The sequence below is a fragment of the Streptomyces griseoflavus genome (assembly GCF_014649995.1).
In the GTDB taxonomy this organism is placed as follows: Bacteria; Actinomycetota; Actinomycetes; order Streptomycetales; family Streptomycetaceae; genus Streptomyces; species Streptomyces griseoflavus.
Genome location: NZ_BMUC01000005.1, coordinates 91,878 through 117,435, shown reverse-complemented (window position 1 = coordinate 117,435; position 25,558 = coordinate 91,878). Strand labels below are relative to the sequence as shown.

Below are 25,558 nucleotides of genomic sequence, written 5' to 3'. Positions count from 1 at the left end.
ACGGGCCACTTGTCCCGATATCAGTGACGGGCAACCCTGGTCGCAGGGTGGGCGGTGGCGGGGGGAGCCCGGGGGTGTGACGGTGGAGGGGTGCGGGGAGACGCAGCCGGCGTTCCCCGGCCCTTCACCACGTACGGAGCAGCGCATGATCGTCACCATCGCCGGTGCCGGGAACATGGCCCGGGGCATCGGTACGCGGATGCTGGCGGGCGGGCACACCCTCCGGCTGTACGACCGTACGCGCGCCAAGGCGGAGGAGCTGGCCGCAGCGCTGAGTCAGGGGACCTCCGGGGCGGATGCCGCGGCGGTGGACGAGGGGGCGGTGGGTGATGCCGACGTGGTGGTGCTCGCGCTGCCCCATCCGGCCGGGCGGGACGTGGCCTCGGGGTGGGCGGGCGCGCTGGCGGGGAAGGTCGTGATCGACATCTCCAATCCCGTGGACTTCTCCACGTTCGACTCGCTCGTCGTCGCCCCCGGTACGTCCGCCGCCGAGGAGATCGCCGCCGCCGTGCCGGACGCCCGGGTGGTCAAGGCGTTCAACACGACGTTCGCCGGGCCGCTGGCCGCCGGTGAGGTGGCCGGGCGGCCGCTGGACGTCTTCGTCGCGGGTGACGACGAGGGCGCGAAGGAGACGGTGTCGGCCCTCGTCGCCTCCGGCGGGCTGCGTCCCCTGGACGTCGGGCCGTTGCGGCGGGCCCGGGAGCTGGAGGGGTTCCAGTTCCTGCACATGGCGGCGCAGGACCGGCTCGGTCTGAACTGGTCGAGCGGTATCGCGATCCTGCCGTGACCGGCCGGAGCGGGGTGGTCAGTGGCCGGTGGTGCGTGTGATGCGGGCGTCGAGTCGGTAGCGGGACTGGACCGCGAGGGCGGCTGCCATGAGGAGGGCGGGCAGGAGCGTGAAGCCGAGGAGGATGGCGGTGTGGGCGGCGCCGGTCTGGGTGACCTCCTCGCCGGCCCGCGCGGCGGCGTATCCGCCGAGGCCGAGGGCCGCCGAGTACAGGTAGGGGCCGGCGGCGGCGCCCGTCGACTCCGTCGCGGTCCACACGCCCGTGTAGGCGCCGGTGCGTCGGATCTCTTCGCTGCCCGCCGAGCGGACGGTGTCCGGGACCATCGAGAACGGGAAGAGCTGGAGGCCGGCGAAGCACACGCCGAGGATCAGTGTGCACAGCACGGGGACCACGATCCCGGCGGAGTCGCCCGCGGCCAGGCCGAGTGCCCCGGCGGCGAAGAACGCCTGGCAGAGCAGCAGGCAGCGCTGTTTGCCCCAGCTTCGCGAGAGGCGGAACCACAGGGGCGTGGTGAGCAGGGCGGGGGCCACGAACGCGGCCATGAGGACGGTGGTGAAGCCGGGGCGGCCCAGTTCGTGCCGGGCGTAGTAGGGCAGGCCCGCGAGGACCAGGTGGGTGGTGGTGGAGACGAGGAGGTAGGCGAGGACCAGGACGCGGAAGGACGGGTTGGCGCGCAGCACGTCCCGTACCTGGGCCAGGGCCGAGCCGTGTGCCGTCGGCGCCGGGGACTCGGGGTGCGTCCGGGGTGCGGTGGGCAGGAGGTCGCGGACGCCGCCGACGCCGACGATCTGGAAGGCGAGGGTGAAGGCGCCGAGGACGAGGGCCATGACGGCGTACCGGGCGACCGAGTCGCCCTCGCCCGCCAGGAGCGGGGCCAAGGCGCCGCCGGCCAGGATGCCGACGGTGAGGACCACCATGCGGAAGGACAGCACCCGCGTCCGGCCGTGGTAGCCGACCGTCATGTCGGTGGGCGTGGAGAGGTACGGCACCTGGTACGCGGCGAAGAGGGCGTTGGCGACGACGAACCAGCCGGCGACCCAGAGGGCGGCGGCCCAGGGCCGGTCCGCCACGGGCGCGGGCACCGCGAAGAGCGCGACGAACGCCGGGGCGAGCGCGCAGCCCGCCGCCAGGAGCCGCAGCCTGTTGCCCCGTCGGGCGCGTTCCCGGTCGGAGAGGGAGCCGACGAACGGGTGCAGCACGATGTCCACGGCCTTCGGCACGAGCAGCGCCAGTCCGGCCAGCCAGGGGGCCACACCGAGGGTGTCGGTGAGGAAGTACAGCAGGAGCAGGCCGGGGACCGTCACGTAGACGCCCATGCCGGCCGAGCCGAGGGCGTAGCGCACAAGGGCGGGGCGGGGCACGTCGGTGCCGTCCCGGTCGGTCCCGTCGGCGGCGGGGACCGGGTGTCCGGGGAGAGGGGCTTCGGATCCTGTGGCGGCGTTCATGAATCCCTCAGGTGTTTGATTGCGAGGTCTGCGGATCCTAGCCAGACTGGGCCGGATGAGGAAGAGCGATCAGACACCCGACGAGCGGCCCGCCCGGCGCGGTCCGGGCAGGCCGAGGCGCGCGGAGCGGGAGGGGCCCTCCACGCGTGAGCTGATCCTGCGGGAGGCGACGGCGCTGTTCGCCGCGCGGGGGCCGGAGGGGACCTCGCTGCGGGACATCGCGGCGCGGGTGGGTATCGACGTGTCGAGCCTGCACCACCACTTCCCGGCCAAGGACGCGCTGTACGACGCCTGCTTCGAGCGGGTGCACGAGGCCGAGCGGGCGGCGCTGGCCCCGCTGGTGGCGGAGCTGAGGCGGGCGGCGGCGGCCGGCGGGCCGCCGCTGGCCGCGGCGCTCAGTGCGCTCGCGGAGGGTTTCGTGGACTTCCTGGAGGAGCATCCGCACACCACGTTCCTGTGGCTGCGCCGCTGGCTCGACCCCACGCGCGGCACCGGCCTGGACCGGGCCTACGCGCTGCCGCTGTACGGCGAGGTGGAGCGGGCCCTGCTGGAGGCGGCGCAGGCGGGGACGGTGCGGGAGACGACCCCGCACGTGACGGTGCGCAGCCTGGTGTGGGCGGCGCACGGCCACGTCACCGCGCTGGCGGCGGCCTCCCCCGCCGAGCGGGAGCGGGAGCGCTACGAGTTCCGCCTGTGGGTGCGCAGGTTCCTGGCCGCGCTGTACGGACCGGCGCCGGGCGGCGGGGAGCCGGGGTCTGGTGCCGGTGACGGAAGTGACGTAATAATCCCTCGCACGTTGGATTAGCTCGGAGGAAGGGCGCGGGGCGATGGGCGCAGGGCGGGAGACGGCGGGGCCGGGTCGGGTGGCCGTCGTCGGGGGCGGGGTCGCGGGCATCGCGGCGGTGAAGGCGCTGATCGAGGCGGGCGTCGAGGTGTTCGGCCTGGAGCGTGCCGGGGAACTGGGCGGGCTGTGGCGGCTCTCCGACGACACCGCCGCCTACGAAGGGCTGCGGCTCAACACCTCCAAGCCACGGACCGAGTTCAGCGACCACCCGATGCCACCGGAGTGGCCCGACTACCCCTCGCGCGCCCAACTCCTGGCGTACGTACAGGAGTACGCGGAGCGCTTCGGCGTCCCGGGGCACTACCGGATGCACACGGAACTCGTCGCCGCGCGACGCACCGGGGAGGGCTGGCTGCTCGAACTGGACGGCCCCGACGGCCCGTACGAGGAGTCCGTCGCGCACCTGGTGGTGGCCAACGGGCACAACCACACGCCGCGCCTGCCCGAACCGCCCTACCCCGGCACCTTCGCGGGCACCTCCTCGCACGCCCACGCCTACCGCGAGCCCGCCGAGTTCGCCGGGCGCCGGGTGCTCGTCGTGGGCACCGGCAACTCCGCGATGGACATCGCCACGGAGCTGGCCGGGCAGGCGAGCGAGGTGCTGATATCGACCCGGCGCGGTGTGTGGGTGCTGCCGAAGCGGCTGCTGGGCCGGCCCACCGACCAGTGGAACGGCGCGCTCGCCGCCGTACTGCCGTGGCGGCTGCGCCAGCGGGTGTCCCAGGCGATGCTGCGGCTGGCCGGCCGGGGCGGCGAGGGGCCGGCGCTGCCGCCCTCCCCCGAAGGGGTGCTCCAGGACCACCCGACGCTGAGCGACACGGTCCCGGCGCTGGTGGCGGCCGGGCGGATCGGCGTACGGACGGGCATCGAGCGGTTCGAGGGACGCCGGGTGCGCTTCACGGACGGACGCGAGGACGAGGTGGACCACGTGCTGTGGTGCACCGGGTACCGGGCGACCGTCCCCTTCCTCGACCCGGAGCTGGTGCCCGATCCGGCGCGGCTGCCGCTGTACCGGCACGTGTTCCCGCTCGACGAACCCGCGCTGTCCTTCGTCGGGCTGATGCAGTCGACGGGCTCCGCGCTGCCGGTCGTGGAGGCACAGGGCAGGCTGCTGGCCGCACACCTGTCCGGGCGGCTGCGCCGGCCGCACCGGGACCGGATGCTGGCCGCCGTCACCTCCGAGCTGCACGCCGCGCGGGACCGGTGGGGCACCAAGCGCCCGCACATGCGCATCGACGTGGACCGCTACCTCCGTCAGGTGGCACGCGACCTCGCGGAGCGGCGGGGCACGGCGTCCTCCCTCGCGGGGCGTCGGGTGATCGTGACGGGCGCGGCGGGGACCTTCGGCCGGGCGCTCGGGGACCGCTTCACCGCACTCGGTGCGCGGGTGGTCGGGCTGGACCTGGTGGCGGACGAGACGGCGCCGGTGCCCGTGGTGGGCTGCGACCTGACCGACCCCGAGTCCGTGACCAAGGGGGTGGAAGAAGCGGTGCGGCTGCTCGGCGGCGGTGTGGACGTCCTGGTCAACAACGCGGGGCGGGGCGGTCCCGCGCCCGCGGAGCTGCGGCCGTCCGAGGAGGTGCACACGCAGCTGCGGCTCAACCTGCTCGGCGCCTGGGAGGTGACGGCCGCGGCGCTGCCGCACCTCGAACGGGCCCGCGGGCGGGTGGTGTTCGTCGCCTCGCGGATGGCGCTGCTGCCGCTGCCGCTGGCCGCCGCCTACGGGGTCTCCAAGCGGGCCCTCGCCGCGTACGCGGACACGCTCCGGCTGGAGGTCGGCACGCACGTCGGGGTGACGACCGTGTACCCGAGCATGGTGCGCAGCCCGATCCACGACAGCACCCGCGAGGCCGGACTCTCGCTCGACGGGGTGTCCCGGCCCGAGCCGCTCGAAGGGGTGGTGTCCGCGGTGGTCTCGGCGGTCACGGCCCGGCGGGCACCGCGCGACGTGGCGACGACCTCACGGGGACGGGCCGAGATGGCGCTGGCCCGGCACGCGCCCGCCCTGACCGACCGGATCGTGCGGCGGACCGTCGCGTCCCGGCTCGCGGCGGGCGCGTTCGCGAAGGCACCGCTCGCCGAGGGTCTGCGGCGCCGGCACGGCCGCGACGGCTGACGGCGGTCGCCCGCGGGGAAAACCCCGGGCAGGACCGGGCGGAACCGGACGGGACGGGGCAGGACCAGGCAGCGGGAACAGCCGCGGCCCGCGCCGTGTTGGCCCGGGCATGACGACGCACGCCTCACGGCTCGAAGTACTGCGCTACACAGCCTTCTCCAGCACGCCCGACGGCGGGAACCCCGCCGGTGTCGTCCTGGACGCCACCGGTCTGGACGACACCGACATGCTGGCCCTCGCCGCCGAACTGGGCTACTCGGAGTCCGCGTTCCTGACCGCGCCGCCGGAAGGGTTCGACGGCCGGGAGGGGCGGGCGTACGGCATCCGCTACTTCAGTCCCCGGGCCGAGGTGCCGTTCTGCGGGCACGCCACCGTCGCGACCGCCCTCGCGCTCGCGGAGCGCGTCGGCCCCGGGGAACTGGTGTTCGCGACGCGCGCCGGCACCGTACCGGTGGAGGTGACCGAGGAGGACGGGACGCTGAGGGCCACGCTCACCAGCGTCGAGCCGCACGTCGAGGAGATCGCCGACGCCGACCTCGCGGAGGCGCTCGCCGCGCTCGACTGGCCGGCGGCCGATCTGGATCCGGCCTTCCCGCCCCGGATCGCGTTCGCCGGCGCCCGCCATCTCGTCCTCGCGGCGTCCACGCGCGCCCGGCTCGCGGATCTCGCGTACGACTTCGCGCGCCTGGAAGCCCTGATGCAGCGGCTGGACCTGACCACGGTCCAGCTGGTGTGGCGGGAATCGGCGACCGTCTTCCACGTCCGCGACCCGTTCCCCGTGGGCGGTGTGGTCGAGGACCCGGCGACGGGTGCGGCGGCCGCGGCGTTCGGCGCGTACGCCCGTGAGTTCGGCCTGGTCGCGCGGGACGCCGTCCTCACCCTGCACCAGGGCGAGGACATGGGCCGCCCCGGGGAGCTCACGGTGACGCTGCGCGCGGGCGACCCGCGCGTGCGGGTGAGCGGTGCGGGAGTCCGTATCGGCTGAGCGCGGCCGTCAGGTGGCCGACACCGGGAGCACGTCCGGGGACAGGGCCGCGGCGCGGGCCGTCGCGGCCGTCATGTGGCGGCGGTGGTGACGCCGGCACAGCACCTCGTAGCCGATCTCGTCGGGCGACTGGGCGACGTCGCCGATGACCACCTGGGCGCCCTCGACCACCATGACACCGCCGACGGTCCGGGCGTTGTGCGTGGCGCGGGCGCCGCACCAGCACAGGGCCTCGACCTGGAGCACCTCGACCCGGTCGGCGAGTTCGACCAGACGCTGGGAGCCGGGGAAGAGCTTGGAGCGGAAGTCGGTGGTGATGCCGAAGGCGTACACGTCGATGTTGAGGTCGTCCACCACGCGGGCGAGCTGGTCTATCTGGTCCGGTGCGAGGAACTGCGCCTCGTCGGCGATCACGTAGTCGACGCGTCCGCCCTGCGAGAGGTGGTCGACGACGTGGGCGTACAGATCGTGCCCGTCCACGACCTCCACCGCGTCCGTGACCAGGCCGAGCCGGGAAGAGAGCTTGCCCTCGCCCGCGCGGTCGTCGCGGGTGAAGATCATGCCGGCCAGGCCCCGCGCCGAACGGTTGTGCTCGATCTGGAGAGCCAGCGTCGACTTCCCGCAGTCCATCGTTCCGGAGAAGAACACCAGCTCGGGCATGGAGGGTCGGAAACCTTTCGGCGGGACGGTCACGGGCGGAACCTCAGGAGCGTACTTCGAGGAGGGGGACGAGCTGCTCGGCAGGGGTCATCGAGCCGTGGTTGCCCACCATCGCCGACTCCCTGGGCTCCCGCTCGGAGGCGATCAGCAGCACGTCGTCCCGCGCGGCGGCGACCACGTCGCCGATGCGGCGGTACACCCGCTCGTCGACGGCCGGCCCGAACCAGCCGGAGTCGATCGCCTCGTCGCGCGAGGCCACCCAGAACTGCTCGCCGAGCACCTCGCGCCAGCAGGTCAGTACGTCGTTCGCCGCGCCGGGGACCGCGTACACGTGCCGGGCGCGGCCCTCGCCGCCGAGGAGGGCGACGCCCGCCTTCAGCTCCCAGTCCTCGTCGAAGTCGATGCGGTGCGTCTCGTCGAAGGGGACGTCGATCATGCCGTGGTCGGCGGTGACGTAGAGGGCGCTGCGCGGCGGCAGCTGCTCGGCGAGCCGCTGGACGAGCCGGTCGACGTGGGCGAGCTGGCCGCGCCAGGTGTCGGAGTCGACACCGAAGCGGTGACCGGCGCCGTCCACCTCGGCGTAGTACGTGTAGACCAGGGCGCGGTCCGCGCCGGCCAGCTGTGCCGCGGAGAGGTCCATGCGGTCCTCGCCGGAGAGCCGCCCGTGGAAGGAGCCGCCGCTGAGCGCGACCTTGGTCAGCGGGGTGTTCGCGAAGGTCGGGGAGGACACCTGGGCGGCGTGCACACCCGCCCGGTGGGCCAGCTCGAAGACGGTGGGGTACGGCTGCCAGGCGCCGGGGGCGGTCCACGGCTGCCAGCGCAGCTGGTTCATCAGCTCGCCGGTGTCCGGGTCGCGCACGGTGTAACCGGGCAGGCCGTGGGCGCCGGGCGGCAGTCCGGTGCCGACGGAGGCCAGCGAGGTCGCGGTGGTCGCCGGGTAGCCCGCGGTGATCGGGCGGCCGGTGCCGCCGCGCGAGCTGCCGAGCAGCGACGTCATGAAGGGGGCGTCCTCGGGGTGGGCGCGCAGCTGCTCCCAGCCGAGGCCGTCGATCAGGAACACGCAGTTGCGGTCGGCGGGGGTCAGCTCCCCGATGCCGGCGGTCATGCCGGGGACGCCGAGGCCCGCGGCGAGCGTGGGCAGCAGGTCGGCGAGCGAACCGGTGCCGTACTCGGGCACGGGGGCGGAGTCGAGGGGGAGGGGTTCCGGGTGGGAGTCCCAGACCGCGGAATCGGCAGGGGCGGGCGCGAAGCGCCCTCGGTCATGGGCGGCGGGGGGAGGCGGGTGGGCCATCAGCGGGTGTCCGCGGTCGCCTCGGAGAGGGCCTGCGCGAAGACGAGCGCCTGGCGCACCGTCTCCGGCCCGTCGCCGGCCTCGCTGACGCGCAGGCTCAGGTCGTCGGCGGTCGAGCTGCCCGTGTAACCGTGGTCGGCCTCGCAGTTGGGGTCGCCGCAGGCGGCCGGTTCGAGGTCGATGCGGGCGACGGCACCCCAGCCGATGGTGAGCACGATCTCCCGCGGCAGCGTGCCCGGCTTGTACGACTCCGGGTTGGCGACCACTCGGCTGACCACGATCGACGAGATCCGGCCGAGCTTGACCGACTCCGTCGACGTGGTGGCGTAGGGCGTCGGGGAGGTGCTGTCCGCGGCCTGCTCGTCGGTGTGGCTGACGATGAAGCGGTTGCCGGTGAGGACGAGCACGGTCACGTGCCGCCGCACCTCGTTCTGGTCGAACGTCGTCTCCTGGTGGACCAGGTACGACCGGATGGGCTCGCCGCCCACGGCGGCCTCCACCGCCTCGGCCACGAGAGCCGGGTAGTAGCCGCTGCGCTCGATCGCCGCCCGCAGCCCCTGGGTCGTCGTACTGGTCTTGGCCATGACGCCCATCCTACGGGTGGCCACTGACTGCCAGGCACCGCTCTCACCCGCCTCCGCTCCCCGGGCGGCCTCAGTACGCCGGGAGGGTGCGCGGGCCGAGGTCGTCGCGGGCGGGCGGCGGGGAGAGCCGCACGGAGGCGCCGAGGACGCTGACGCCGTGCGGGGCGACGACGACCGGTTCCAGGGTGACCGCGACGACCTCCGGATGGTCGTGGACCAGCCGCGACACCCGCAGCATCAGCTCCTCCAGCGCCGGGGTGTCCACCGGCGCGGATCCCCGCCAGCCGAAGAGGAGGGGGGCGGTCCGGATGGATCGCACCAGTGAGGTCGCGTCCCGGTCGGTGACCGGGATCAGGCGGTGCGCCATGTCCCCGAGCAGCTGCGAGGGGGCCCCGGCGAGCCCGAAGGACAGCACGGCTCCGGCGGCGGGGTCGATGACCGCGCGGACGAGGGTGTCGACACCGCGCGGTGCCATGCGCTGCACCACGGGGCGCAGCTCCCCCGGCGTGCCGAACAGGTCCGTCAGCTCGCCGTACGCGCGGCGCAGTTGTTCCTCGTCCGCGAGGTCGAGGCGGACGCCGCCGAGGTCGGCGCGGTGCCTGAGGTGGGGGGCCGTGGCCTTGAGGACCACCGGGTAGCCGAGGGTGCGCGCGGCCCGGGCCGCGGCGTCGGGGGTGGGGGCGGGCAGGGCGCGGTACACGTGGATGCCGTACGCGCCGAGCAGGTCGCAGGTGTCGTCGCTGCCGAGGGTGAGGTCCTCGCCGTGCGAGAGCAGCGTGTCGATGAGCGAGGCGGCGCCCCTCTCGTCGATGTTCTCGTGCTCGGGCACCTTGCCGGGTTCGGCGGCGTCCCGCCGCCACTGGGCGTACGCGACGGCGTGCGCGAGGGCCCGGACGGCGCGCTCGGAGGCGGGGTAGGCGGGGATGAGGTGAGCGTCCTCGGGGGGCTCGACGGGGGTGGGCGGACCGGCGGCGGCCGCCGGGCCGCTCCCCGCCGGGGACACCGCGCCCCGTCCGTCCGGCGTACCGGCGGCCGGTCCCGTCTCCGCGGGAGTTCCCTGCCCCGTCCGTGGCGGCGGGTCCGCGCCCGGGCCCCCCGCGGGGGGCCGGTCCCCCGCCGGGCCGGTTCCGGCCCCCGGGGGCGCCGGCGGTTGGGGGGCCGTGCCGGCCGCGGCCGACAGGGCCTCCGCGAGGCCGCCGAGTTCGACGTGGACGACGAGGACCGGCTTGGTCGGGGCAGCGGCGGCGGCCGAGCGCAGGGCGTCCGCCAGGGCCGCGTCGCCCATCGGGCCCTCCCCCACCGCGGGGATCGCGGTCACCACGACCGCGTCGCTGGTCTCGTCGGCCAGCGCGTGCGAGAGCGCCGCGTGGAACTCCGCCGCCGACGCCGCCGTGGTGAGGTCCCGCGGGGGGTGCGGGCGCAGCCCTTCGGCGAGGCATGCCTCGTAGGTCAGCAGTCCCAGCGACTCGGAGTTGCCGAGGATCGCCACCCGGGGCCCGGTCGGCAGGGGCTGGCGGGCCAGCAGCAGACCGGCGTCGACCAGCTCGGTGATGGTGTCCACCCGGATCACCCCGGCCTGCCGCAGCAGCGCGGACACCGTCTCGTGGGGCAGCCGGGTCGCCCGTACGGCGTGTCCCCGGGGTCCGGCGCCGTGGCGTGCGCCCTGGACCACGACCAGCGGCTTCGCCGCCGCGGTCCGCCGCGCGAGGCGGGTGAACTTGCGGGGGTTGCCGATGGACTCCAGGTACATCAGGGCGACGTCGGTGTCGGGGTCCTCGTACCAGTACTGCAGGACGTCGTTGCCGGAGACGTCGGCCCGGTTGCCCGAGGAGACGAAGCTGGAGACGCCCGTGACCCCGGTGACGCCGCCGCCGCGCCGGTGCAGGCGGGAGAGCAGGGCGACGCCGATCGCGCCGGACTGGGCGAACAGCCCGATGCGGCCCGCGCGGGGCGACTCGGGGGCCAGCGACGCGTTCAGCCGCACGTCCGGCGAGGTGTTGATGACGCCGAAGGAGTTCGGGCCGATGATCCGCATGCCGTACGAGCGTGCCTGCCGTACGAGGGCGCGCTGGCGCTCGCGGCCCTCGGGGCCGGACTCGGCGTAGCCGGCGGAGACGACGACGAGCCCCTGCACCCCGTGCTCACCGCACTCGGTGACCACCTCGGGCACGTGCTCGGCGGGCACGGCGACGACGGCGAGGTCGACGGGACCGTCGACCTCGCGGACGGAGCGGTGGGCGGCCACCCCGTCGAGTTCCCTGCGGTCCGCCTCGAACGCCTTGTTGACGGCGTACAGGCGTCCGGTGAAACCGGCGTCCCTGATGTTGTCGAGGATGCTGCGGCCCACACCGCCGGGCGTGCGTCCGGCGCCGACGACGGCCACCGAACCGGGGGCCAGCAGCCGCTGCACCGAGCGGGCCTCCGCCCGCTGTTCCCGCGCGTACTGCACGGCCATGGACCGGTCGGTGGGTTCGAGACCGAACTCCAGGCGTACGACGCCGTCCTCGAAGCTGCGCTTCTGGGTGTACCCGGCGTCGGTGAACACCTTGATCATCTTGGTGTTGGCGGGCAGTACCTCGGCGGCGAACCGGCGGATGCCGCGCTCCCGCGCGACGGCTCCGATGTGTTCGAGCAGGGCGGAGGCCACGCCCCTGCCCTGGTGGGCGTCCTGCACGAGGAAGGCGACCTCGGCCTCGTCGGCCGGCGCGGACGCGGGCGTCCCGTCGGCGCCGATCCGGTCGTAGCGTACGGTGGCGATGAACTCGCCGCCGATCGTGGCCGCGAGTCCCACCCGGTCCACGAAGTCGTGGTGCGTGAAGCGGTGGACGTCCTTGGCGGACAGACGCGGGTAGGGCGCGAAGAAGCGGTAGTACTTCGACTCGTCCGACACCTGCTCGTAGAAGCTGACCAGGCGCTCGGCGTCATCGACGGTGATGGGGCGGATGCGCGCGGTGCCGCCGTCGCGCAGCACCACGTCGGCTTCCCAGTGGGCGGGATACTCGTGCCGGTCCGACGAGATCTGCATGGGCCCCAGAGTACGGCTCGCGTGCGACAGGGGCGCGAGGCAGTCTGTGGTGGACGACAGCCGGGCCGAGGCCGCGGGCCGGCTGTCGCCGGGAGCGGGCACGATGCCGCTCTCCGGCACGCTTCACGATGTGGGAAACTGGTCTAGACAACCCTGAACACCGAAGGGCAGCAACACATGGCTGAGCGCCGCGTCAACGTCGGCTGGGCCGAGGGCCTCCACGCCCGCCCCGCTTCCATCTTCGTCCGAGCCGCCACGGCCGCAGGCGTCCCGGTGACGATCGCCAAGGCCGGGGGCGACCCCGTCAACGCGGCCTCCATGCTGGCCGTCCTGGGCCTGGGCGCCCAGGGCGGCGAGGAGATCGTCCTCGCCTCCGACGCCGAAGGGGCGGATGCCGCCCTGGACCGTCTGGCGAAGCTGGTCTCCGAGGGTCTCGAGGAGCTTCCCGAGACCGTCTGACGCCCTCGAGAATGCGGTGACCGCCTTTTCGCGGGTTGTCGACCGCACACGGAAAGGCCCGCCCGGCTCCCCGGGCGGGCCTTTCGCATTTCCCGCGTTCCCCTTTTACGGGCAGCAGAAATAACCCCCGCGAATAACTCCCTCTTTGTATACGGCACTCGTGTTAAGGGCGCAGACTCGGCGTGTTTACGGGATGTTGCGCGTTCCTCACACGGTCCACGCGCCCGGCGCCGGAGCCGAACCGCGGGCGCTGACCGGCGCTCGCGCGTTCGGTGTGCAGGGCCGTGACGGACCTCGCGCGCTCGCCGTCCCCGCGGGCGACCGCGTCCACGATCGCGCCGTGCTCCGCCCAGTACTCGACGGGGTCGGACGGCCCCTCGGTGGTGTACATCCAGGCGATCTTGTAGCGCAGCTGGGTCAGCGCCGACGTCAGCGCCGGGCTGCCGGAGGCCTGGGCGAGCGTCTCGTGGAACCAGCCGCTCAGGGAGCGCAGGTCGTCGCTGTTGCCCTGGCGGGCGCGTTCCTGCCCCAGCCGGACCAGACCCCGCAGCACCTTCAGATGGGCCTCGGTGCGGCGCTGGGCGGCGCGGGCGGCACCGAGCGGTTCGAGGAGCGCGCGCATCTCCAGCAGGTCCGCCGCCTCCTGCTCGGTGGGCTCCGCCACGCACGCGCCAGCGTGCCGGCGGGTGACGACGAAGCCCTCCGCCTCCAGGGTGCGCAGCGCCTCACGGACGGGGACGCGGGAGACGCCGTACCGGCGGGCGAGGACTTCCTCGGTGAGCCGGCCGCCGCGCTCGTGGACACCCGCGACGATGTCGTCCCGGATCGCCGTGCACACCGAGTGCGCGGGAATGCGCATGACCGACCTCCGGCTTAATCCCCGTGAAACGTCGCCGCTTGACGTCCGTTCCGTGACTCTATTGCAATCAGCGGGAATTTCCGACGGCGATCCGGAATCCATGCATATTTTTTTGCACGAGCGGCACGCACGGGCGGCACCCCGAAACACCGAATGCCCCGGCTCGGGGAGCCGGGGCATCGGGAAACGCGGGGGGCGCGGGCGCCTTGCGTCTCAGAGGTTCACGCCGTGCGCGCGGAGGTAGGCGACGGGGTCGAGGTCGGAGCCGTAGTCGGCGCCGGACCGGGCCTCGAAGTGCAGGTGCGCGCCCGTGACGTTGCCGGTCGCGCCGGAGACGCCGATCCGCTGGCCGGCCGCAACCTGCTGGCCCGGCGAGACGGCGATGGACGACAGGTGGCCGTACTGGGTGTAGGTGCCGTCGTTCATCCTGATGACGACCTGGTTGCCGTACGCGCCGCCCCAGCCGGCCTCGACGACGGTGCCCATGCCGACCGACTGGACGGGGGTGCCGGTCGCGGCGTGGAAGTCGACACCGGTGTGGCTGCCGGAGGACCAGACGGCGCCGCCGCTCTTGTAGCCGGTCGACACGTACGAGCCGGGGATCGGGGAGACGAAGGTGTTGAGGCGCTTGCGCTCGGCCTCGCGCGCGGCCCGCTCCTTCTCCGCGCGGGCCTTCTCCGCCTCCTCGGCCGCCTTCTCGCGGGCGGCTTCCTCGGCGGCCTTGCGGGCGGCGGCCTCGGCCGCCTCGCGCGCGGCCTCGTGCTGGGCCGCGGCCTGGGCGTCGATGCGGTCGGCGACCGCGTCCCCGAGGGTGACGACGGGGGTGAGACCGGTCTGCGCGGCGGCGGGTTCGGCGGCGAGCGCGGGAGCCGCGAGGGAACCGACGACGCCGGTGCCGGCGAGCGCCGCGACGCCCGCCGCGCGGGCGGTGCCGCGCTGCATCCTGCTGGGACGACGGTGCTTGCCCGGGGCGCGGGTGAACGCCATGTACAGGCTGGTCCTTTCCTTCCCTCTCGCCTACCGGGTTAGCTGACGGGTTCGGAGCAGGAAGGTCTCCTACGGACCCCCTCGCGACACGCGCGGGCGTCCGATTCACCCCAGGGACTCATGTGGGTCCCCGGCTCCCCTGGCTCGCGCCGTACGGGGACTCGGCGATGGCTGTCCGGTGCCGCGGGTGCGGCGCACTGCCCGACGAACAGCCCGGACGAAGCTAAGCGGGGCGCCCCGCAATCCTCAAACGGATCCCGGTTTTTGTAGCGCATCCCACAGGGCAGACAGGCAACCTCTGCCCCAATTCGGGCATAAGAGGGCCCCGGTGACGTTCACGTCACCGGGGCCCTCCGGGCGTGTGCCGTACGGCGGCTCGCTACTCGGCGCTCACCACGGTGACTTCGCCGATCCCGAGGGCCTCCACGGGCGCCTTGATCTGCGCGGCGTCACCGACGAGGACCGTCACCAGCCGGTCCTCCGGGAAGGCGTTCACGACGGCGGCGGTGGCCTCCACGGTGCCGGTCGCGGCCAACTGCCGGTACAGGTCGGCCTGGTAGTGGTCCGGCAGGTGCTGCTCCACCTGGTCGGCCAGGGTGCTCGCGACGGCCGCGGCGGTCTCGTACTTCAGCGGCGCCACCCCCACCAGGTTCTGCACGGCGACGTCGCGTTCGGCGTCGGTGAGCCCCTCGGCGGCGAGCGTGCGCAGCACCTTCCACAGGTCGTCCAGGGCCGGACCGGTGTTCGGGGTGTCGACGGAGCCGCTGATGGCCAGCATCGCCGCGCCCGTGCCGTCCGGCGCGGACCTGAGGACCTGCCCGAAGGACCGCACGCCGTAGGTGTAGCCCTTCTCCTCGCGCAGGACGCGGTCCAGGCGGGAGGTGAGGGTGCCGCCGAGGCAGTAGGTGCCGAGCACCTGCGCGGGCCACACGCGGTCGTGCCGGTCCGGGCCGACACGGCCGATCAGCAGCTGCGTCTGGACGGCGCCGGGGCGGTCCACGATCACGACGCGGCCGGTGTCGTCGGCGACCACCGGGGGGACGGGCCGCGGCTCGGCCGAGGAGCCCGTCCAGGCACCCAGGGTGTCGCCGAGCAGCTCGTCCAGGTCGACACCGGTGAGGTCGCCGACGACCACGGCGGTGGCCGTGGCGGGACGTACGTGCTTCTCGTGGAAGGCGCGCACGGCCGCGGAGTCGATGCCGGCCACGGTCTCCTCGGTGCCCTGGCGCGGACGCGACATGCGTGAACTCGCCGGGAACAGCTCCTTGGAGAGTTCCTTGGCCGCACGGCGGGAGGGGTTGGCCAGCTCGTGCGGGATCTCGTCGAGGCGGTTGCGGACGAGCCGCTCGACCTCGCTGTCGGCGAAGGCGGGCGCCCTCAGGGCGTCGGCGAGCAGCCCGAGTCCCTTGGGCAGCCGTGAGGCCGGGACCTCCAGGCTGAGACGGACACCGGGGTGGTCGGCGTGCGCGTCCAGGGTGGCGCCGCACCGCTCGAGTTCGGCCGCGAACTCCTCGGCGGAGTGCTTGTCGGTGCCCTCGGAGAAGGCCCGCGCCATGATCGTGGCGACACCGTCGAGGCCGGCCGGCTCCGCCTCCAGGGGGGCGTCGAGCAGCACCTCGACGGCGACGACCTGCTGGCCGGGGCGGTGGCAGCGCAGCACGGTCAGCCCGTTGTCGAGCGAGCCGCGCTCGGGGGCCGGGAAGGCCCAGGGCTTGGCCTCGCCGGCCTGCGGCTGCGGGTGGAAGTCCATCGTGGCGAGCTCGGTCACTTCGCCGCCTCCTCGTTCTCGTCGGCGCCGGCTGCGGCGGCCTCATCGGTCTCGTCGGCCTCGCCGGCGACGGGCTCGTAGACGAGCACGGCGCGGTTGTCCGGGCGCAGACGGCTCTTGGCGACCTCCTGCACCTCCTGCGGCGTCACCTCGAGGACGCGCCGGACGGCGGTGAGGGCGAGCTGCGGGTCACCGAACAGGACGGCGTACCGGCACAGTTCGTCGGCGCGGCCCGCGACCGTGCCGAGCCGGTCGAGCCACTCGCGCTCCAGCTGGGCCTGCGCGCGCTCCATCTCCTCGGCCGTGGGGCCCTGCTCGGCGAACCGGGCGAGCTCCTCGTCGATGGCGGACTCGATGACGGGCACCTCGACGTCGCCGGACGCCTTCACGTCCAGCCAGCCCAGGGACGGCGCCCCGGCCAGCCGCAGCAGGCCGAACCCGGCGGCCACGGCCGTACGGTCACGCCGTACGAGACGGTTGTAGAGGCGCGAGGACTCGCCGCCGCCGAGGATGGTCAGCGCCACGTCGGCCGCGTCGCACGCGCGCGTGCCGTCCTGCGGCAGCCGGTAGGCCGCCATCAGCGCACGCGCGGGCACCTCCTCCTCCACGACCTCGCGCAGCTGCTCGCCGATGACGTCGGGCAGCGCGCCGTCACGCGGGGCGGGCTTGCCGTCGTGGGCGGGGATGGAGCCGAAGTACTTCTCGATCCACGCCAGCGTCCGCTCCGGGTCGATGTCGCCGACGACGGAGAGCACGGCGTTGTTCGGCGCGTAGTAGGTGCGGAAGAACTGGCGCGCGTCCTCCAGGGTGGCCGCGTCCAGGTCCGCCATCGATCCGATGGGCGTGTGGTGGTACGGGTGGCCCTCCGGGTAGGAGAGGGCGGTCAGCTTCTCGAAGGCCGTGCCGTAGGGGACGTTGTCGTAGCGCTGGCGGCGCTCGTTCTTGACGACGTCGCGCTGGTTCTCCATCGACTCGTCGTCCAGGGCGGTCAGCAGGGAGCCCATGCGGTCGGCCTCCAGCCAGAGCGCGAGCTCCAGCTGGTGGGCGGGCATGGTCTCGAAGTAGTTGGTGCGCTCGAAGCTGGTGGTGCCGTTGAGGGAGCCGCCGGCGCCCTGGACCAGCTCGAAGTGACCGTTGCCCTTCACCTGGGCGGAACCCTGGAACATCAGGTGCTCGAAAAGGTGAGCCAGACCGGTACGCCCCTTGACTTCGTGGCGTGAGCCCACGTCGTACCAGAGGCACACCGCGGCGACCGGGGTCAGGTGGTCCTCGGAGAGCACCACGCGCAGGCCGTTGGCCAGGCGGTGCTCGGTCGCTGTCAGGCCCCCGGAGCCTGCCTGGGCTGTGGCCGTGTGACCCATGGGCATGTACGTCCCTTCGATCGCGGAGGCGGTCGTCGACACCGCCGTTCCTGCCGGTCCTGCCACTGTATGCAAGCGCGCGGACGAACCGGGAAGTTCCCGCGGGGGGCGGCTACGCCGAGAGCGAGCACCCGGCCGGAACCGCGGGGCGGCCCCGTGTCCCGGCACGCTTCCGGGATGCTGGAGACGCCCGCGGGCACCGGGCCGCGCGGGCCTTCCCCGGCCTCCTCCGCCCCTCCGGCCGGGAACCCCGCACCATCCCGGCCGCCCGCGCCGCGTAGCCTGCTCGCGCCGCCGCACCGCCCCGAACCGACCGGCCGGACCCGGGTCCTGGTCCCGCCTGTCAGTGCGACGGTCCACAATGGTCCGCGTCAGATCCCGTCCCACGCTCAGCAAGGAGCCGGCAGCGATGGCCCGCCGCAGCACAAAGACCCCGCCGCCCGACGACTCGTACGAGGAGAAGATCCTCGACATCGACGTCGTCGACGAGATGCAGGGCTCCTTCCTCGAGTACGCCTACTCGGTCATCTACTCGCGCGCCCTGCCGGACGCGCGGGACGGCCTGAAGCCGGTGCACCGCCGCATCGTCTACCAGATGAACGAGATGGGCCTGCGGCCCGAGCGCGGCTACGTGAAGTGCGCCCGCGTCGTCGGCGAGGTCATGGGCAAGCTGCACCCCCATGGCGACGCGTCGATCTACGACGCCCTGGTGCGCATGGCGCAGTCGTTCTCGATGCGCGTCCCGCTGGTCGACGGCCACGGCAACTTCGGCTCGCTGGGCAACGACGACCCGCCCGCGGCGATGCGGTACACCGAGTGCCGGATGGCCGAGGCCACCAGCCTGATGACCGAGTCCATCGACGAGGACACGGTCGACTTCGCGCCCAACTACGACGGCCAGGAGCGGGAGCCGGTGGCGCTGCCCGCCGCGTTCCCGAACCTGCTGGTCAACGGCGCGTCGGGGATCGCGGTCGGTATGGCCACCAACATGCCGCCGCACAACCTGCGCGAGGTGATCGCGGCCGCGCGGCACCTGATCAGGCACCCCGGCGCCGACCTCGACGCCCTGATGAAGCACGTCCCCGGCCCCGACCTGCCCACCGGTGGCCGGATCGTCGGCCTCTCCGGCGTCCGCGACGCCTACGAGACCGGCCGCGGCACGTTCAAGATCCGCGCGACGGTCACGGTCGAGGACGTGACGGCCCGCCGCAAGGGCCTGGTCGTCACCGAGCTGCCGTTCGCGGTCGGCCCCGAGAAGGTGATCGCCAAGATCAAGGACCTGGTCGGCTCGAAGAAGCTCCAGGGCATCGCCGACGTCAAGGACCTCACCGACCGCGAGCACGGGCTGCGCCTGGTCATCGAGATCAAGAACGGCTTCGTGCCGGAGGCGGTGCTGGAGCAGCTGTACAAGCTGACGCCGATGGAGGAGTCCTTCGGCATCAACAACGTGGCGCTGGTGGACGGCCAGCCGCTCACCCTGGGCCTCAAGGAACTCCTGGAGGTCTACCTCGACCACCGGTTCGACGTGGTGCGCCGACGCTCGGAGTTCCGCCGCGGCAAGCGGCGCGACCGCCTCCACCTGGTCGAGGGTCTGCTCACGGCGCTGGTGGACATCGACGAGGTCATCCGCCTCATCCGCTCCAGTGACAACTCGGCGGAGGCCAAGCAGCGCCTGATCGAGCGCTTCTCCCTCAGCGACATCCAGACCCAGTACATCCTGGACACGCCGCTGCGCCGCCTCACCAAGTACGACCGGATCGAGCTGGAGGCCGAGAAGGACCGGCTCAACACGGAGATCGAGGAACTGACCCGGATCCTGGACTCGGACGCGGAGCTGCGCAAGCTGGTCTCCGCCGAACTGGCCTCGGTCGCGAAGAAGTTCGGCGACGACCGGCGCACGCTGCTGCTGGAGTCGGCCGGCGCGCCGGCCGCGGCCGTGCCGCTCCAGGTGGCGGACGACCCGTGCCGCGTCCTGCTGTCCTCCACGGGCCTGCTCGCCCGCACGGCGAACAACGCGCCGCTCACCGACAACGGCAAGCGGGTCAAGCACGACGTGATCGTCTCGGCGGTGCCCGCGACGGCCCGCGGCGAGGTCGGTGCCGTCACCTCCTCGGGCCGTCTGCTCCGGCTGAACGTCGTGGACCTGCCGCAGCTCCCGGAGACGATGCCGACGCCGAACCTCTCGGGCGGGGCTCCGCTGGCCGAGTTCGTGTCCCTGGAGGACGACGAGCAGGTGGTGTGCCTGACCACGCTCGACGAGTCGTCACCGGGTCTGGCGCTCGGCACCGAGCAGGGTGTCGTCAAGCGCGTGGTGCCCGACTACCCCTCCAACAAGGAGGAGCTGGAGGTCATCACGCTCAAGGAGGGCGACCGGATCGTCGGCGCGGTGGAGCTGCGCACGGGCGACGAGGACCTGGTCTTCATCAGCGACGACGCGCAACTGCTGCGCTTCCAGGCGGCGCAGGTCCGCCCGCAAGGCCGCCCCGCGGGCGGCGTGGCGGGCATCAAGCTCACCGAGGGCGCGAAGGTCATCAGCTTCACGGCGGTCGATCCGGCCGCGGACGCGGTGGTGTTCACGGTCGCGGGTTCACGCGGCACGCTGGACGACTCCGTCCAGACGACGGCCAAGCTCACCCCGTTCGACCAGTATCCGCGCAAGGGCCGGGCCACCGGCGGCGTCCGCTGCCAGCGGTTCCTCAAGGGCGAGGACTGTCTGTCCCTGGCGTGGGCGGGTCCGCTGCCGGCCCGTGCCGCGCAGAAGAACGGCACGGCGGTGGACCTGCCGGAGCCCGACCCGCGCCGTGACGGTTCGGGTGTGTCCCTGGCGAAGACGGTTTCCGTGGTGGCGGGCCCGGTCTAGGCGGCCGGGTCTTCCGCGGCCCCCTGCACATAGCGCAGGACGCCCCACATGCCTTCCTCGTCGGCGTGTGGGGCGCCGTCGCCCACACACGCCTCCAGGTCCGCCCGGAGGGCGGCGGTGTCGAGGTCCGTGCCGATGAGCACCAGTTGCGTGAGCCGCTCCGCCCCGGCCGTCCAGGGCTCGGGGTAGAAGCGCAGGAACCGCCCCACGGCGTGCACGGCGTACCGGTTGCGGACGTCGTACGGCCCGAAGTCGACGTAGCCCTTGATGCGGTACAGCCCCTCGGGCCGGCTGTCCAGGAAGCGGATCAGGCGCCGCGGGTCCAGCGGACGCCCGGACGTGAAGGAGAGGCTGTCGTAGGCGGTGTGCAGGTGCCCGGCGTGCTCGTCGGGTCCGTCGCGGTGCAGGTCGTCGAAGGACAGCTGCCCGACACGCTCCTCGCTCGGCCGGCAGTCGAACAGGAACTCCGGGTCGACGCGGCCGTGCGTGGCGGGCACCACGGCCGCACGGTCGGCCAGTGACCGGACGAGCCCCAGCACCCTCCCGGCGTCCGCGGCCCGGTCGACCTTGTTGACGACGACGAGGTCGGCGAGTGCGAGGTGCCGGTCGATCTCGGGATGGCGGGCCCGGGTCCCGTCGAACTCGGCGGCGTCCACCACCTCGACGAGCCCGCCGTAGACGATCCCCGGATGCTCGCTGGCGAGCACCATCCGCACGAGCTCCTGCGGTTCGGCGAGCCCGCTGGCCTCGATGACGATGACGTCGATGCGGGCCTCGGGCCGGGCGAGTCGTTCGAGGTAGACGTCCAGCTCGCTGCTGTCGACCGCGCAGCACAGGCACCCGTTGCCGAGCGAGACCGTCGAGTCCCCGAGCGCGCCGGCCACGGCCATGGCGTCGATCTCGATGGCCCCGAAGTCGTTGACGACCGCGCCGATGCGGCTGCCGCCGCTGCGGTGGAGGAGGTGATTGAGCAGGGTGGTCTTCCCCGAACCGAGGAATCCGGCCAGCACCACGACCGGAATCTGCCGCCCACCGCTGCGCACCACCACGCGACCCCTTTCACCTCTGGGCGTGCCCCGGCCCGCGTCCGCGCGTACGCCGGGGAATTGACTGACGTACCAGGATACGAGCCGTGCGGCCGGCGCCGAAGTGAACGATTGTTAGCAGCACCGGCGGGGCAGACGTTGGGCAAGGCGCCGGTTCGTGCGACCCTCGCTTCCCTCCGTGCGCCTCTTCTCCGCCTTCCTGCCGATCAGAGCCGCTCGGCACCCTGGAAGGCGGCAAGCGCCGCCCACCGCTCGCCGGTTCCCTCCAGTCGACCCGCATTCCGACGACCGGCGGACGGCGGCCCGATCGGGGGTATGTGACATGGCCACACAGAACAGTGGCGTCTGGAGTCGGGGCCTCGCCCTCGCGGCGGGGTCCTCCTTCGCCGCGGGAGTCCTCACCGGGCTCGCCGCGCGGCAGCGTCGGCACGAGGAACTCCGCCGGCAGTCGGTCGAGCTGAAGAAGGCCGAGAGCCGCCGCGCAGCGCTCGTGGACTACCAACGACTGCAGCTGGGACTCCTGGAACGGGCCATCGACGACCCCGAACTGGCTGCGGTGCTGAGCACCTTCGAGACCGACTCCCCCACCCACCTCCGCCAGCACCTCTTCGCCAACGCGCTGTACTCCACCGCCCTGTTCGGCTATCGCATCGGTGTGGCGACCCGGGAGGAACTCCACGGGCATCTGCGGGTGCTGTGCAGGAGCGCCGCGTTCCGCACGTACTGGGACTCCACGCGCCCCCACAGGGCGAGTCTGCGTGACGACTCGGAGGAAGGACGCATCGGCCGGATGGTGGACTCCCTCCTGCACGATCTGGACGCGGCCGGCGACACCGAGGAGTGGTGGGTGGTGGGTGAACTTCCCACGGACCAAAGGTGATTGGTGTCGACTGCAGCCCTGACGGGGCGTGCGTGTTCGGGGCGCGGCATCTCAATGGACGGACGGCACCCTCGACCGCGGACCAATACTCTGTCCCCGCCCAACAGCCACACTGCGAGAATGGGGACCCCCGTTGGAAATCGTGCGTCGCATTGGTGCCTCCCCCAAGGAGCGCGGGAGCATGACCGGCGACACCTGTCCCGACATCTTCGAACTGTCCGACGGCAACTTCGCCGTCATCGGCACGGACGCCACGGCGGCACTCGACGCGAAACTACCGGCCGACGCCGCGCGCGCCGACCACGAGCGGATCGTGGTGATCAGCCGCGACACGCTGCTCCGCGCGAAGGGAGACATTCCCCATGGCTGACATAGCCGATGTCGTGGGGGCCATCGGTACGGCTCTCGCCGGTATGGCGGCGGTAGCCGCGGTGCTGATCAACTGGCGCACGTCCAAGAGGGAATCGCACGATCCGCCCGAGTGAGCACCCCGGGGAGGAGCCCGGCGCCGGTGCCGCGCCGGGCTCCGCGGCCAGGCGGCACCCGGGTACCGCACCGACCCGGGGGTGCAGCGGTCGGCCTCCGCACCACGGCCGAAGCCGCTGGCCCCCGATGTGGCCGGAACACGGGCGGAACGACCGAGCACGCCCGCGCAAGTCAGGTTAGGCTCACCTCTGTGAGTAGCACGTGCTCAACCGTCGCCCGCGAGCTCGACGAGCCGGTCGCGGGAACCGCGGCGACCGCGAGGACCTGGCTGCTACTGGAGCAGCCCGGACCCTGGGGTGCCAAGGCGCTCACGTCGAGCCATCTCGACCCCGCGCTGGGCAGGGCCCTGGAGGCCGCCGCGAAGGGCACCGGGGTGCGGATCGCGCTCGTACGCCGGGCCGGACGTCACGCGGACAGCGGGGTTCCCGCCCTGCGCCGGGTGTACGTGGCCCACACCGTGCCGGGAAACGTGTGGCTGCACACCACCACGCTCACCGACCCCGGCCGGCTGCTCGGCCTCGACTTCGCCGCGCTGGGCCGGGGCGAGCCCGGGACCTTCGACGCGGTGCTCGGCGGAGCGGTCCACGAGGGCGACCCGCTCGCCCTGGTGTGCACCAACGGCAAGCGTGACCGCTGCTGCGCCCTGCTCGGACGGCCGCTCGCGGCCGAGCTGGCCGCCTCCGGGGTCGAGGGTGTCTGGGAGGTCACCCACCTGGGAGGTCACCGCTTCGCCCCCACGGTGCTCGTACTGCCGTACGGCTACGCGTACGGCCGGGCCGAGGCACACGCCGTCAAGGAGGTGCTGCACGGCGCCCAGGAGGGCCGGATCGTCGTGGAGGGGTGCCGGGGCCGGTCCGCGTGGGAGCGGCCCGGTCAGGCGGCCGAGCTGGCCGTCCGGCGCACGGTGGGCGAGTACGGCGCCGCGGCCCTGGACGTCGTGACGACGGAGGGCGCCGCACCCCGCTGGACGGTGACCGTCGCCCACGCGGACGGGCGCCGCTGGCGGGTCGAGGTCGCCCAGGGCGCGTCCCTGCCGCCGCGACCGGAGAGCTGCGGGTCCGCGCTCGGCTCGCCCGCGCGGATGGACGTCGTGGACGTCCGCGAGGTGACCGTGTCGTCGCCGGCGCGCTGACGGCCCCCGGGAGGTCTCACAAGGCCCCGGAAGGGTCCGCGAGGTCCGGGGGGGCGAGAGGTCCGAGAGGTCCGAGAGGTCCGGGGGGTCGAGGGGTCCGAGAGATCCGAGAGGTCCGGGGGGTCGAGGGATCCGAGGGGCCCGGGGAAAGTACCCGCCCCCGCCCCGGCGGCACCCCGCCGCCACCCACGTACCGTCAGGGGCATGCGTTCCGCTCCCCCCGCACGCCGTCTGCGCCTCGGTCTGCCGCGGCGGGCGTTCTCGCAGGTCCTGCTGATGCAGCTGGCGATCGCCGCGGGCGTCGCGGTGCTCGCCACCGGGCTGTTCCTGGCGCCGCTCGGCGAGCAGCTGGACGACCAGGCGATGCGCCGGGCGCTCGCCATCGCGCAGACCACCGCCCAGCAGCCGCAGATCGCGGACGGCGTCCGGAGCACCGAGCCGTCGCCGGACGGACCGGTGCAGCGGGAGGCGGAACGCATCCGGCGGGCGACCGGCGCCGAGTACGTCGTGGTGCTGGACGTGCGGGGCGTGCGCTGGTCGCACACTGATCCGGAACGGATCGGCGGCCTGGTGTCGACCGACCCCGGTGAGGCGCTGGCCGGCCGCGACGTCATGGAGATCGACGACGGCACCCTCGGTCGCTCCGCGCGGGGCAAGGTGCCGCTGCGTGACGACGACGGCGAGATCGTCGGCGCGGTGTCCGTCGGTATCGCCTACGACAGCGTGCGGGCCCGGCTGGTCCACGCCGTCCCGGGGCTGTTCGCCCACGCGGGCGGCGCCCTGGCCGTGGGCGCGCTCGCTGCCTGGATCGTCTCCCGCCGTGTGCAGCGTCAGACCCGTGACCTGGCCTTCTCGGACATCGCGGCGCTGCTCGCGGAGCGCGAGGCCATGCTGCACGGCATCCGGGAGGGTGTCGTCGCCCTGGACGCCGACGGCCGCGTCCGCCTGCTCAACGACGAGGCGCAGCGGCTGCTGGGGGTCGGCGAGGAGGCCGTCGGCCGCTCCCCCGGCGAGGCGCTCGGCGCGGGACGCACCGCCGATGTGCTGGCCGGGCGGGTGACCGGCACCGATCTGCTCGCCGTCCGCGGCCGGCGGGTGCTGGTCGCCAACCGGATGCCGACCGACGACGGCGGTGCCGTGGTCACGCTGCGCGACCGCACGGAGCTGGAACGGCTCGGCCGGGAGCTGGACTCCACGCGCGGCCTGATCGACGCGCTGCGCGCCCAGGACCACGAGCACGCCAACCGCATGCACACCCTGCTGGGACTGCTGGAGCTGGAGATGTACGACGACGCGGTGGAGTTCGTCGGCGAGGTCGTCGGCGATCACCGGGTCACCTCGGAGCAGGTCACCGAGAAGATCCGCGACCCGCTCCTCGCGGCGCTGCTGGTCGGCAAGGCCACCGTGGCGGCCGAGCGCCAGGTGGCCCTGCGGATCTCGGACGGGACGCGGCTGCCGGACCGGCTGGTCGACCCCCGCGGCCTCGCCACCGTCGTCGGCAACCTGGTGGACAACGCCCTGGACGCCGTCGCCGGGACACCGCAGGCGCGCGTCGAGGTCGAACTGCGCGCCGAGGGGCGCACGGCGGTGCTCGTGGTGCGCGACACCGGGCCCGGCGTCCCGCCGGAGCGACGGGAGCTGATCTTCACGGAGGGCTGGTCCACGAAGGAACCGCCCGCCCACCGCGAACGGGGCATCGGGCTGTCCCTGGTGCGTACGCTCGCCGAACGGCAGGGCGGCAGCGCGCGTGTGGGCGAGGCGAGCGGCGGGGGCGCCGAGTTCACCGTCGTCCTGCCCGAGGCCCTGACCGGGCCGGGCGCGGAACCCGCGCCCACGGGGGCTCGCGAGGCGACCGAGGAGCGGGCGTGACGGTCGGGGTCCTGACGGTGGGCGACGTCCTGGTGCTGGACGACGACGTGCGGGGCGCACGGGACGGGCCGCACCGCCCGCGAAGTACACGGGCCGCACCGGCCGCGAAGTAC

At 73.6% G+C, this 25,558-nt stretch carries 21 protein-coding genes and 1 riboswitch; of the genes, 11 read left to right on the top strand and 10 right to left on the bottom strand.

All coding sequences use genetic code 11. From position 1 onward, the window contains the following. Positions 1-145 precede the first annotated feature (145 nt). Positions 146-787, top strand: a complete 642-nt coding sequence (locus IE172_RS13430; RefSeq protein WP_190097427.1) for an NADPH-dependent F420 reductase — start codon at positions 146-148, stop codon at positions 785-787. A gap of 18 nt (positions 788-805) precedes the next feature. Here the strand turns inward: IE172_RS13430 and IE172_RS13425 are convergent, their stop codons facing one another. Further along, positions 806-2,233, bottom strand: a complete 1,428-nt coding sequence (locus IE172_RS13425) for an MFS transporter (RefSeq protein ID WP_190097426.1) — start codon at positions 2,231-2,233, stop codon at positions 806-808. A gap of 55 nt (positions 2,234-2,288) precedes the next feature. Between IE172_RS13425 and IE172_RS13420 the strand changes: the two genes are divergently transcribed. The 3 genes from IE172_RS13420 to IE172_RS13410 all read left to right on the top strand — a co-directional run bounded on the left by IE172_RS13420 (position 2,289) and on the right by IE172_RS13410 (position 6,178). Further along, entirely contained in the window at positions 2,289-3,038 is a 750-nt protein-coding gene (locus IE172_RS13420; RefSeq protein WP_229886004.1) for a TetR/AcrR family transcriptional regulator, read from the top strand. 22 nt (positions 3,039-3,060) lie between these two features. Continuing rightward, complete coding sequence (locus tag IE172_RS13415; protein WP_190097425.1) at positions 3,061-5,193, top strand: SDR family NAD(P)-dependent oxidoreductase; 2,133 nt, start codon at positions 3,061-3,063, stop codon at positions 5,191-5,193. A gap of 109 nt (positions 5,194-5,302) precedes the next feature. After that, a complete protein-coding gene (locus IE172_RS13410) occupies positions 5,303-6,178 on the top strand; it encodes a PhzF family phenazine biosynthesis protein (protein ID WP_190097424.1) in 876 nt (291 codons plus the stop codon). Positions 6,179-6,187: 9 nt separating this feature from the next. On the opposite strand, the gene IE172_RS13405 is transcribed toward IE172_RS13410, so the two are convergent. The 4 genes from IE172_RS13405 to IE172_RS13390 form a co-directional block, all read right to left on the bottom strand. After that, on the bottom strand, positions 6,188-6,838 hold the full coding sequence (locus tag IE172_RS13405; RefSeq protein ID WP_189558023.1) for a thymidine kinase: 651 nt from the start codon (positions 6,836-6,838) through the stop codon (positions 6,188-6,190). Between the two features lie 43 nt (positions 6,839-6,881). Then, positions 6,882-8,129 carry an alkaline phosphatase family protein gene (locus IE172_RS13400; protein WP_190097423.1) on the bottom strand — a complete coding sequence of 416 codons (1,248 nt, stop codon included), beginning with the start codon at positions 8,127-8,129 and terminating at the stop codon, positions 6,882-6,884. After that, positions 8,129-8,713, bottom strand: coding sequence for a DUF5998 family protein (locus tag IE172_RS13395; protein ID WP_190097422.1), 585 nt, complete (start codon positions 8,711-8,713; stop codon positions 8,129-8,131). The genes IE172_RS13400 and IE172_RS13395 overlap by 1 nt, the downstream gene beginning before the upstream one ends. A gap of 70 nt (positions 8,714-8,783) precedes the next feature. Then, positions 8,784-11,738: a bifunctional acetate--CoA ligase family protein/GNAT family N-acetyltransferase gene (locus IE172_RS13390; protein WP_190097421.1), complete on the bottom strand. Its 2,955-nt coding sequence runs from the start codon at positions 11,736-11,738 to the stop codon at positions 8,784-8,786. A gap of 177 nt (positions 11,739-11,915) precedes the next feature. On the opposite strand from IE172_RS13390, the gene IE172_RS13385 reads away from it, so the two are divergent. Next, positions 11,916-12,197, top strand: coding sequence for an HPr family phosphocarrier protein (locus tag IE172_RS13385; protein ID WP_053637259.1), 282 nt, complete (start codon positions 11,916-11,918; stop codon positions 12,195-12,197). A gap of 163 nt (positions 12,198-12,360) precedes the next feature. Here IE172_RS13385 and IE172_RS13380 read toward each other — a convergent pair whose 3' ends face one another. The 4 genes from IE172_RS13380 to IE172_RS13365 form a co-directional block, all read right to left on the bottom strand. After that, entirely contained in the window at positions 12,361-13,056 is a 696-nt protein-coding gene (locus IE172_RS13380) for a GntR family transcriptional regulator (RefSeq protein WP_190097420.1), read from the bottom strand. A 213-nt stretch (positions 13,057-13,269) separates the two neighbouring features. Beyond that, positions 13,270-14,043, bottom strand: coding sequence for a M23 family metallopeptidase (locus IE172_RS13375; protein ID WP_190097419.1), 774 nt, complete (start codon positions 14,041-14,043; stop codon positions 13,270-13,272). 12 nt (positions 14,044-14,055) lie between these two features. Beyond that, positions 14,056-14,220, bottom strand: a riboswitch (cyclic di-AMP (ydaO/yuaA leader). A 202-nt stretch (positions 14,221-14,422) separates the two neighbouring features. Further along, positions 14,423-15,811, bottom strand: a complete 1,389-nt coding sequence (locus IE172_RS13370) for a M16 family metallopeptidase (protein WP_190097418.1) — start codon at positions 15,809-15,811, stop codon at positions 14,423-14,425. Beyond that, on the bottom strand, positions 15,808-17,178 hold the full coding sequence (locus tag IE172_RS13365) for a M16 family metallopeptidase (RefSeq protein ID WP_190097613.1): 1,371 nt from the start codon (positions 17,176-17,178) through the stop codon (positions 15,808-15,810). The genes IE172_RS13370 and IE172_RS13365 overlap by 4 nt, the downstream gene beginning before the upstream one ends. A 403-nt stretch (positions 17,179-17,581) precedes the next feature. On the opposite strand from IE172_RS13365, the gene IE172_RS13360 reads away from it, so the two are divergent. Beyond that, entirely contained in the window at positions 17,582-20,032 is a 2,451-nt protein-coding gene (locus IE172_RS13360) for a DNA gyrase/topoisomerase IV subunit A (RefSeq protein ID WP_190097417.1), read from the top strand. On the opposite strand, the gene IE172_RS13355 is transcribed toward IE172_RS13360, so the two are convergent. Beyond that, positions 20,029-21,081 carry a CobW family GTP-binding protein gene (locus IE172_RS13355; RefSeq protein WP_403380480.1) on the bottom strand — a complete coding sequence of 351 codons (1,053 nt, stop codon included), beginning with the start codon at positions 21,079-21,081 and terminating at the stop codon, positions 20,029-20,031. The genes IE172_RS13360 and IE172_RS13355 overlap by 4 nt on opposite strands. 319 nt (positions 21,082-21,400) lie before the next feature. Between IE172_RS13355 and IE172_RS13350 the strand changes: the two genes are divergently transcribed. The 5 genes from IE172_RS13350 to IE172_RS13335 all read left to right on the top strand — a co-directional run bounded on the left by IE172_RS13350 (position 21,401) and on the right by IE172_RS13335 (position 25,445). Beyond that, a complete protein-coding gene (locus IE172_RS13350) occupies positions 21,401-21,958 on the top strand; it encodes a DUF6082 family protein (RefSeq protein WP_190097416.1) in 558 nt (185 codons plus the stop codon). A gap of 133 nt (positions 21,959-22,091) precedes the next feature. Continuing rightward, a complete protein-coding gene (locus IE172_RS13345; protein ID WP_190097415.1) occupies positions 22,092-22,328 on the top strand; it encodes a hypothetical protein in 237 nt (78 codons plus the stop codon). Next, positions 22,321-22,443, top strand: a complete 123-nt coding sequence (locus tag IE172_RS35120) for a hypothetical protein (RefSeq protein ID WP_268253472.1) — start codon at positions 22,321-22,323, stop codon at positions 22,441-22,443. Before IE172_RS13345 ends, IE172_RS35120 begins: the two co-directional genes overlap by 8 nt. Positions 22,444-22,634: 191 nt before the next feature. Next, positions 22,635-23,576 (top strand): ferredoxin family protein, encoded by a 942-nt coding sequence (locus IE172_RS13340; RefSeq protein ID WP_190097414.1) that lies wholly within the window; start codon positions 22,635-22,637, stop codon positions 23,574-23,576. 204 nt (positions 23,577-23,780) lie between these two features. Continuing rightward, on the top strand, positions 23,781-25,445 hold the full coding sequence (locus tag IE172_RS13335) for an ATP-binding protein (protein ID WP_190097413.1): 1,665 nt from the start codon (positions 23,781-23,783) through the stop codon (positions 25,443-25,445). Positions 25,446-25,558: the final 113 nt, after the last annotated feature.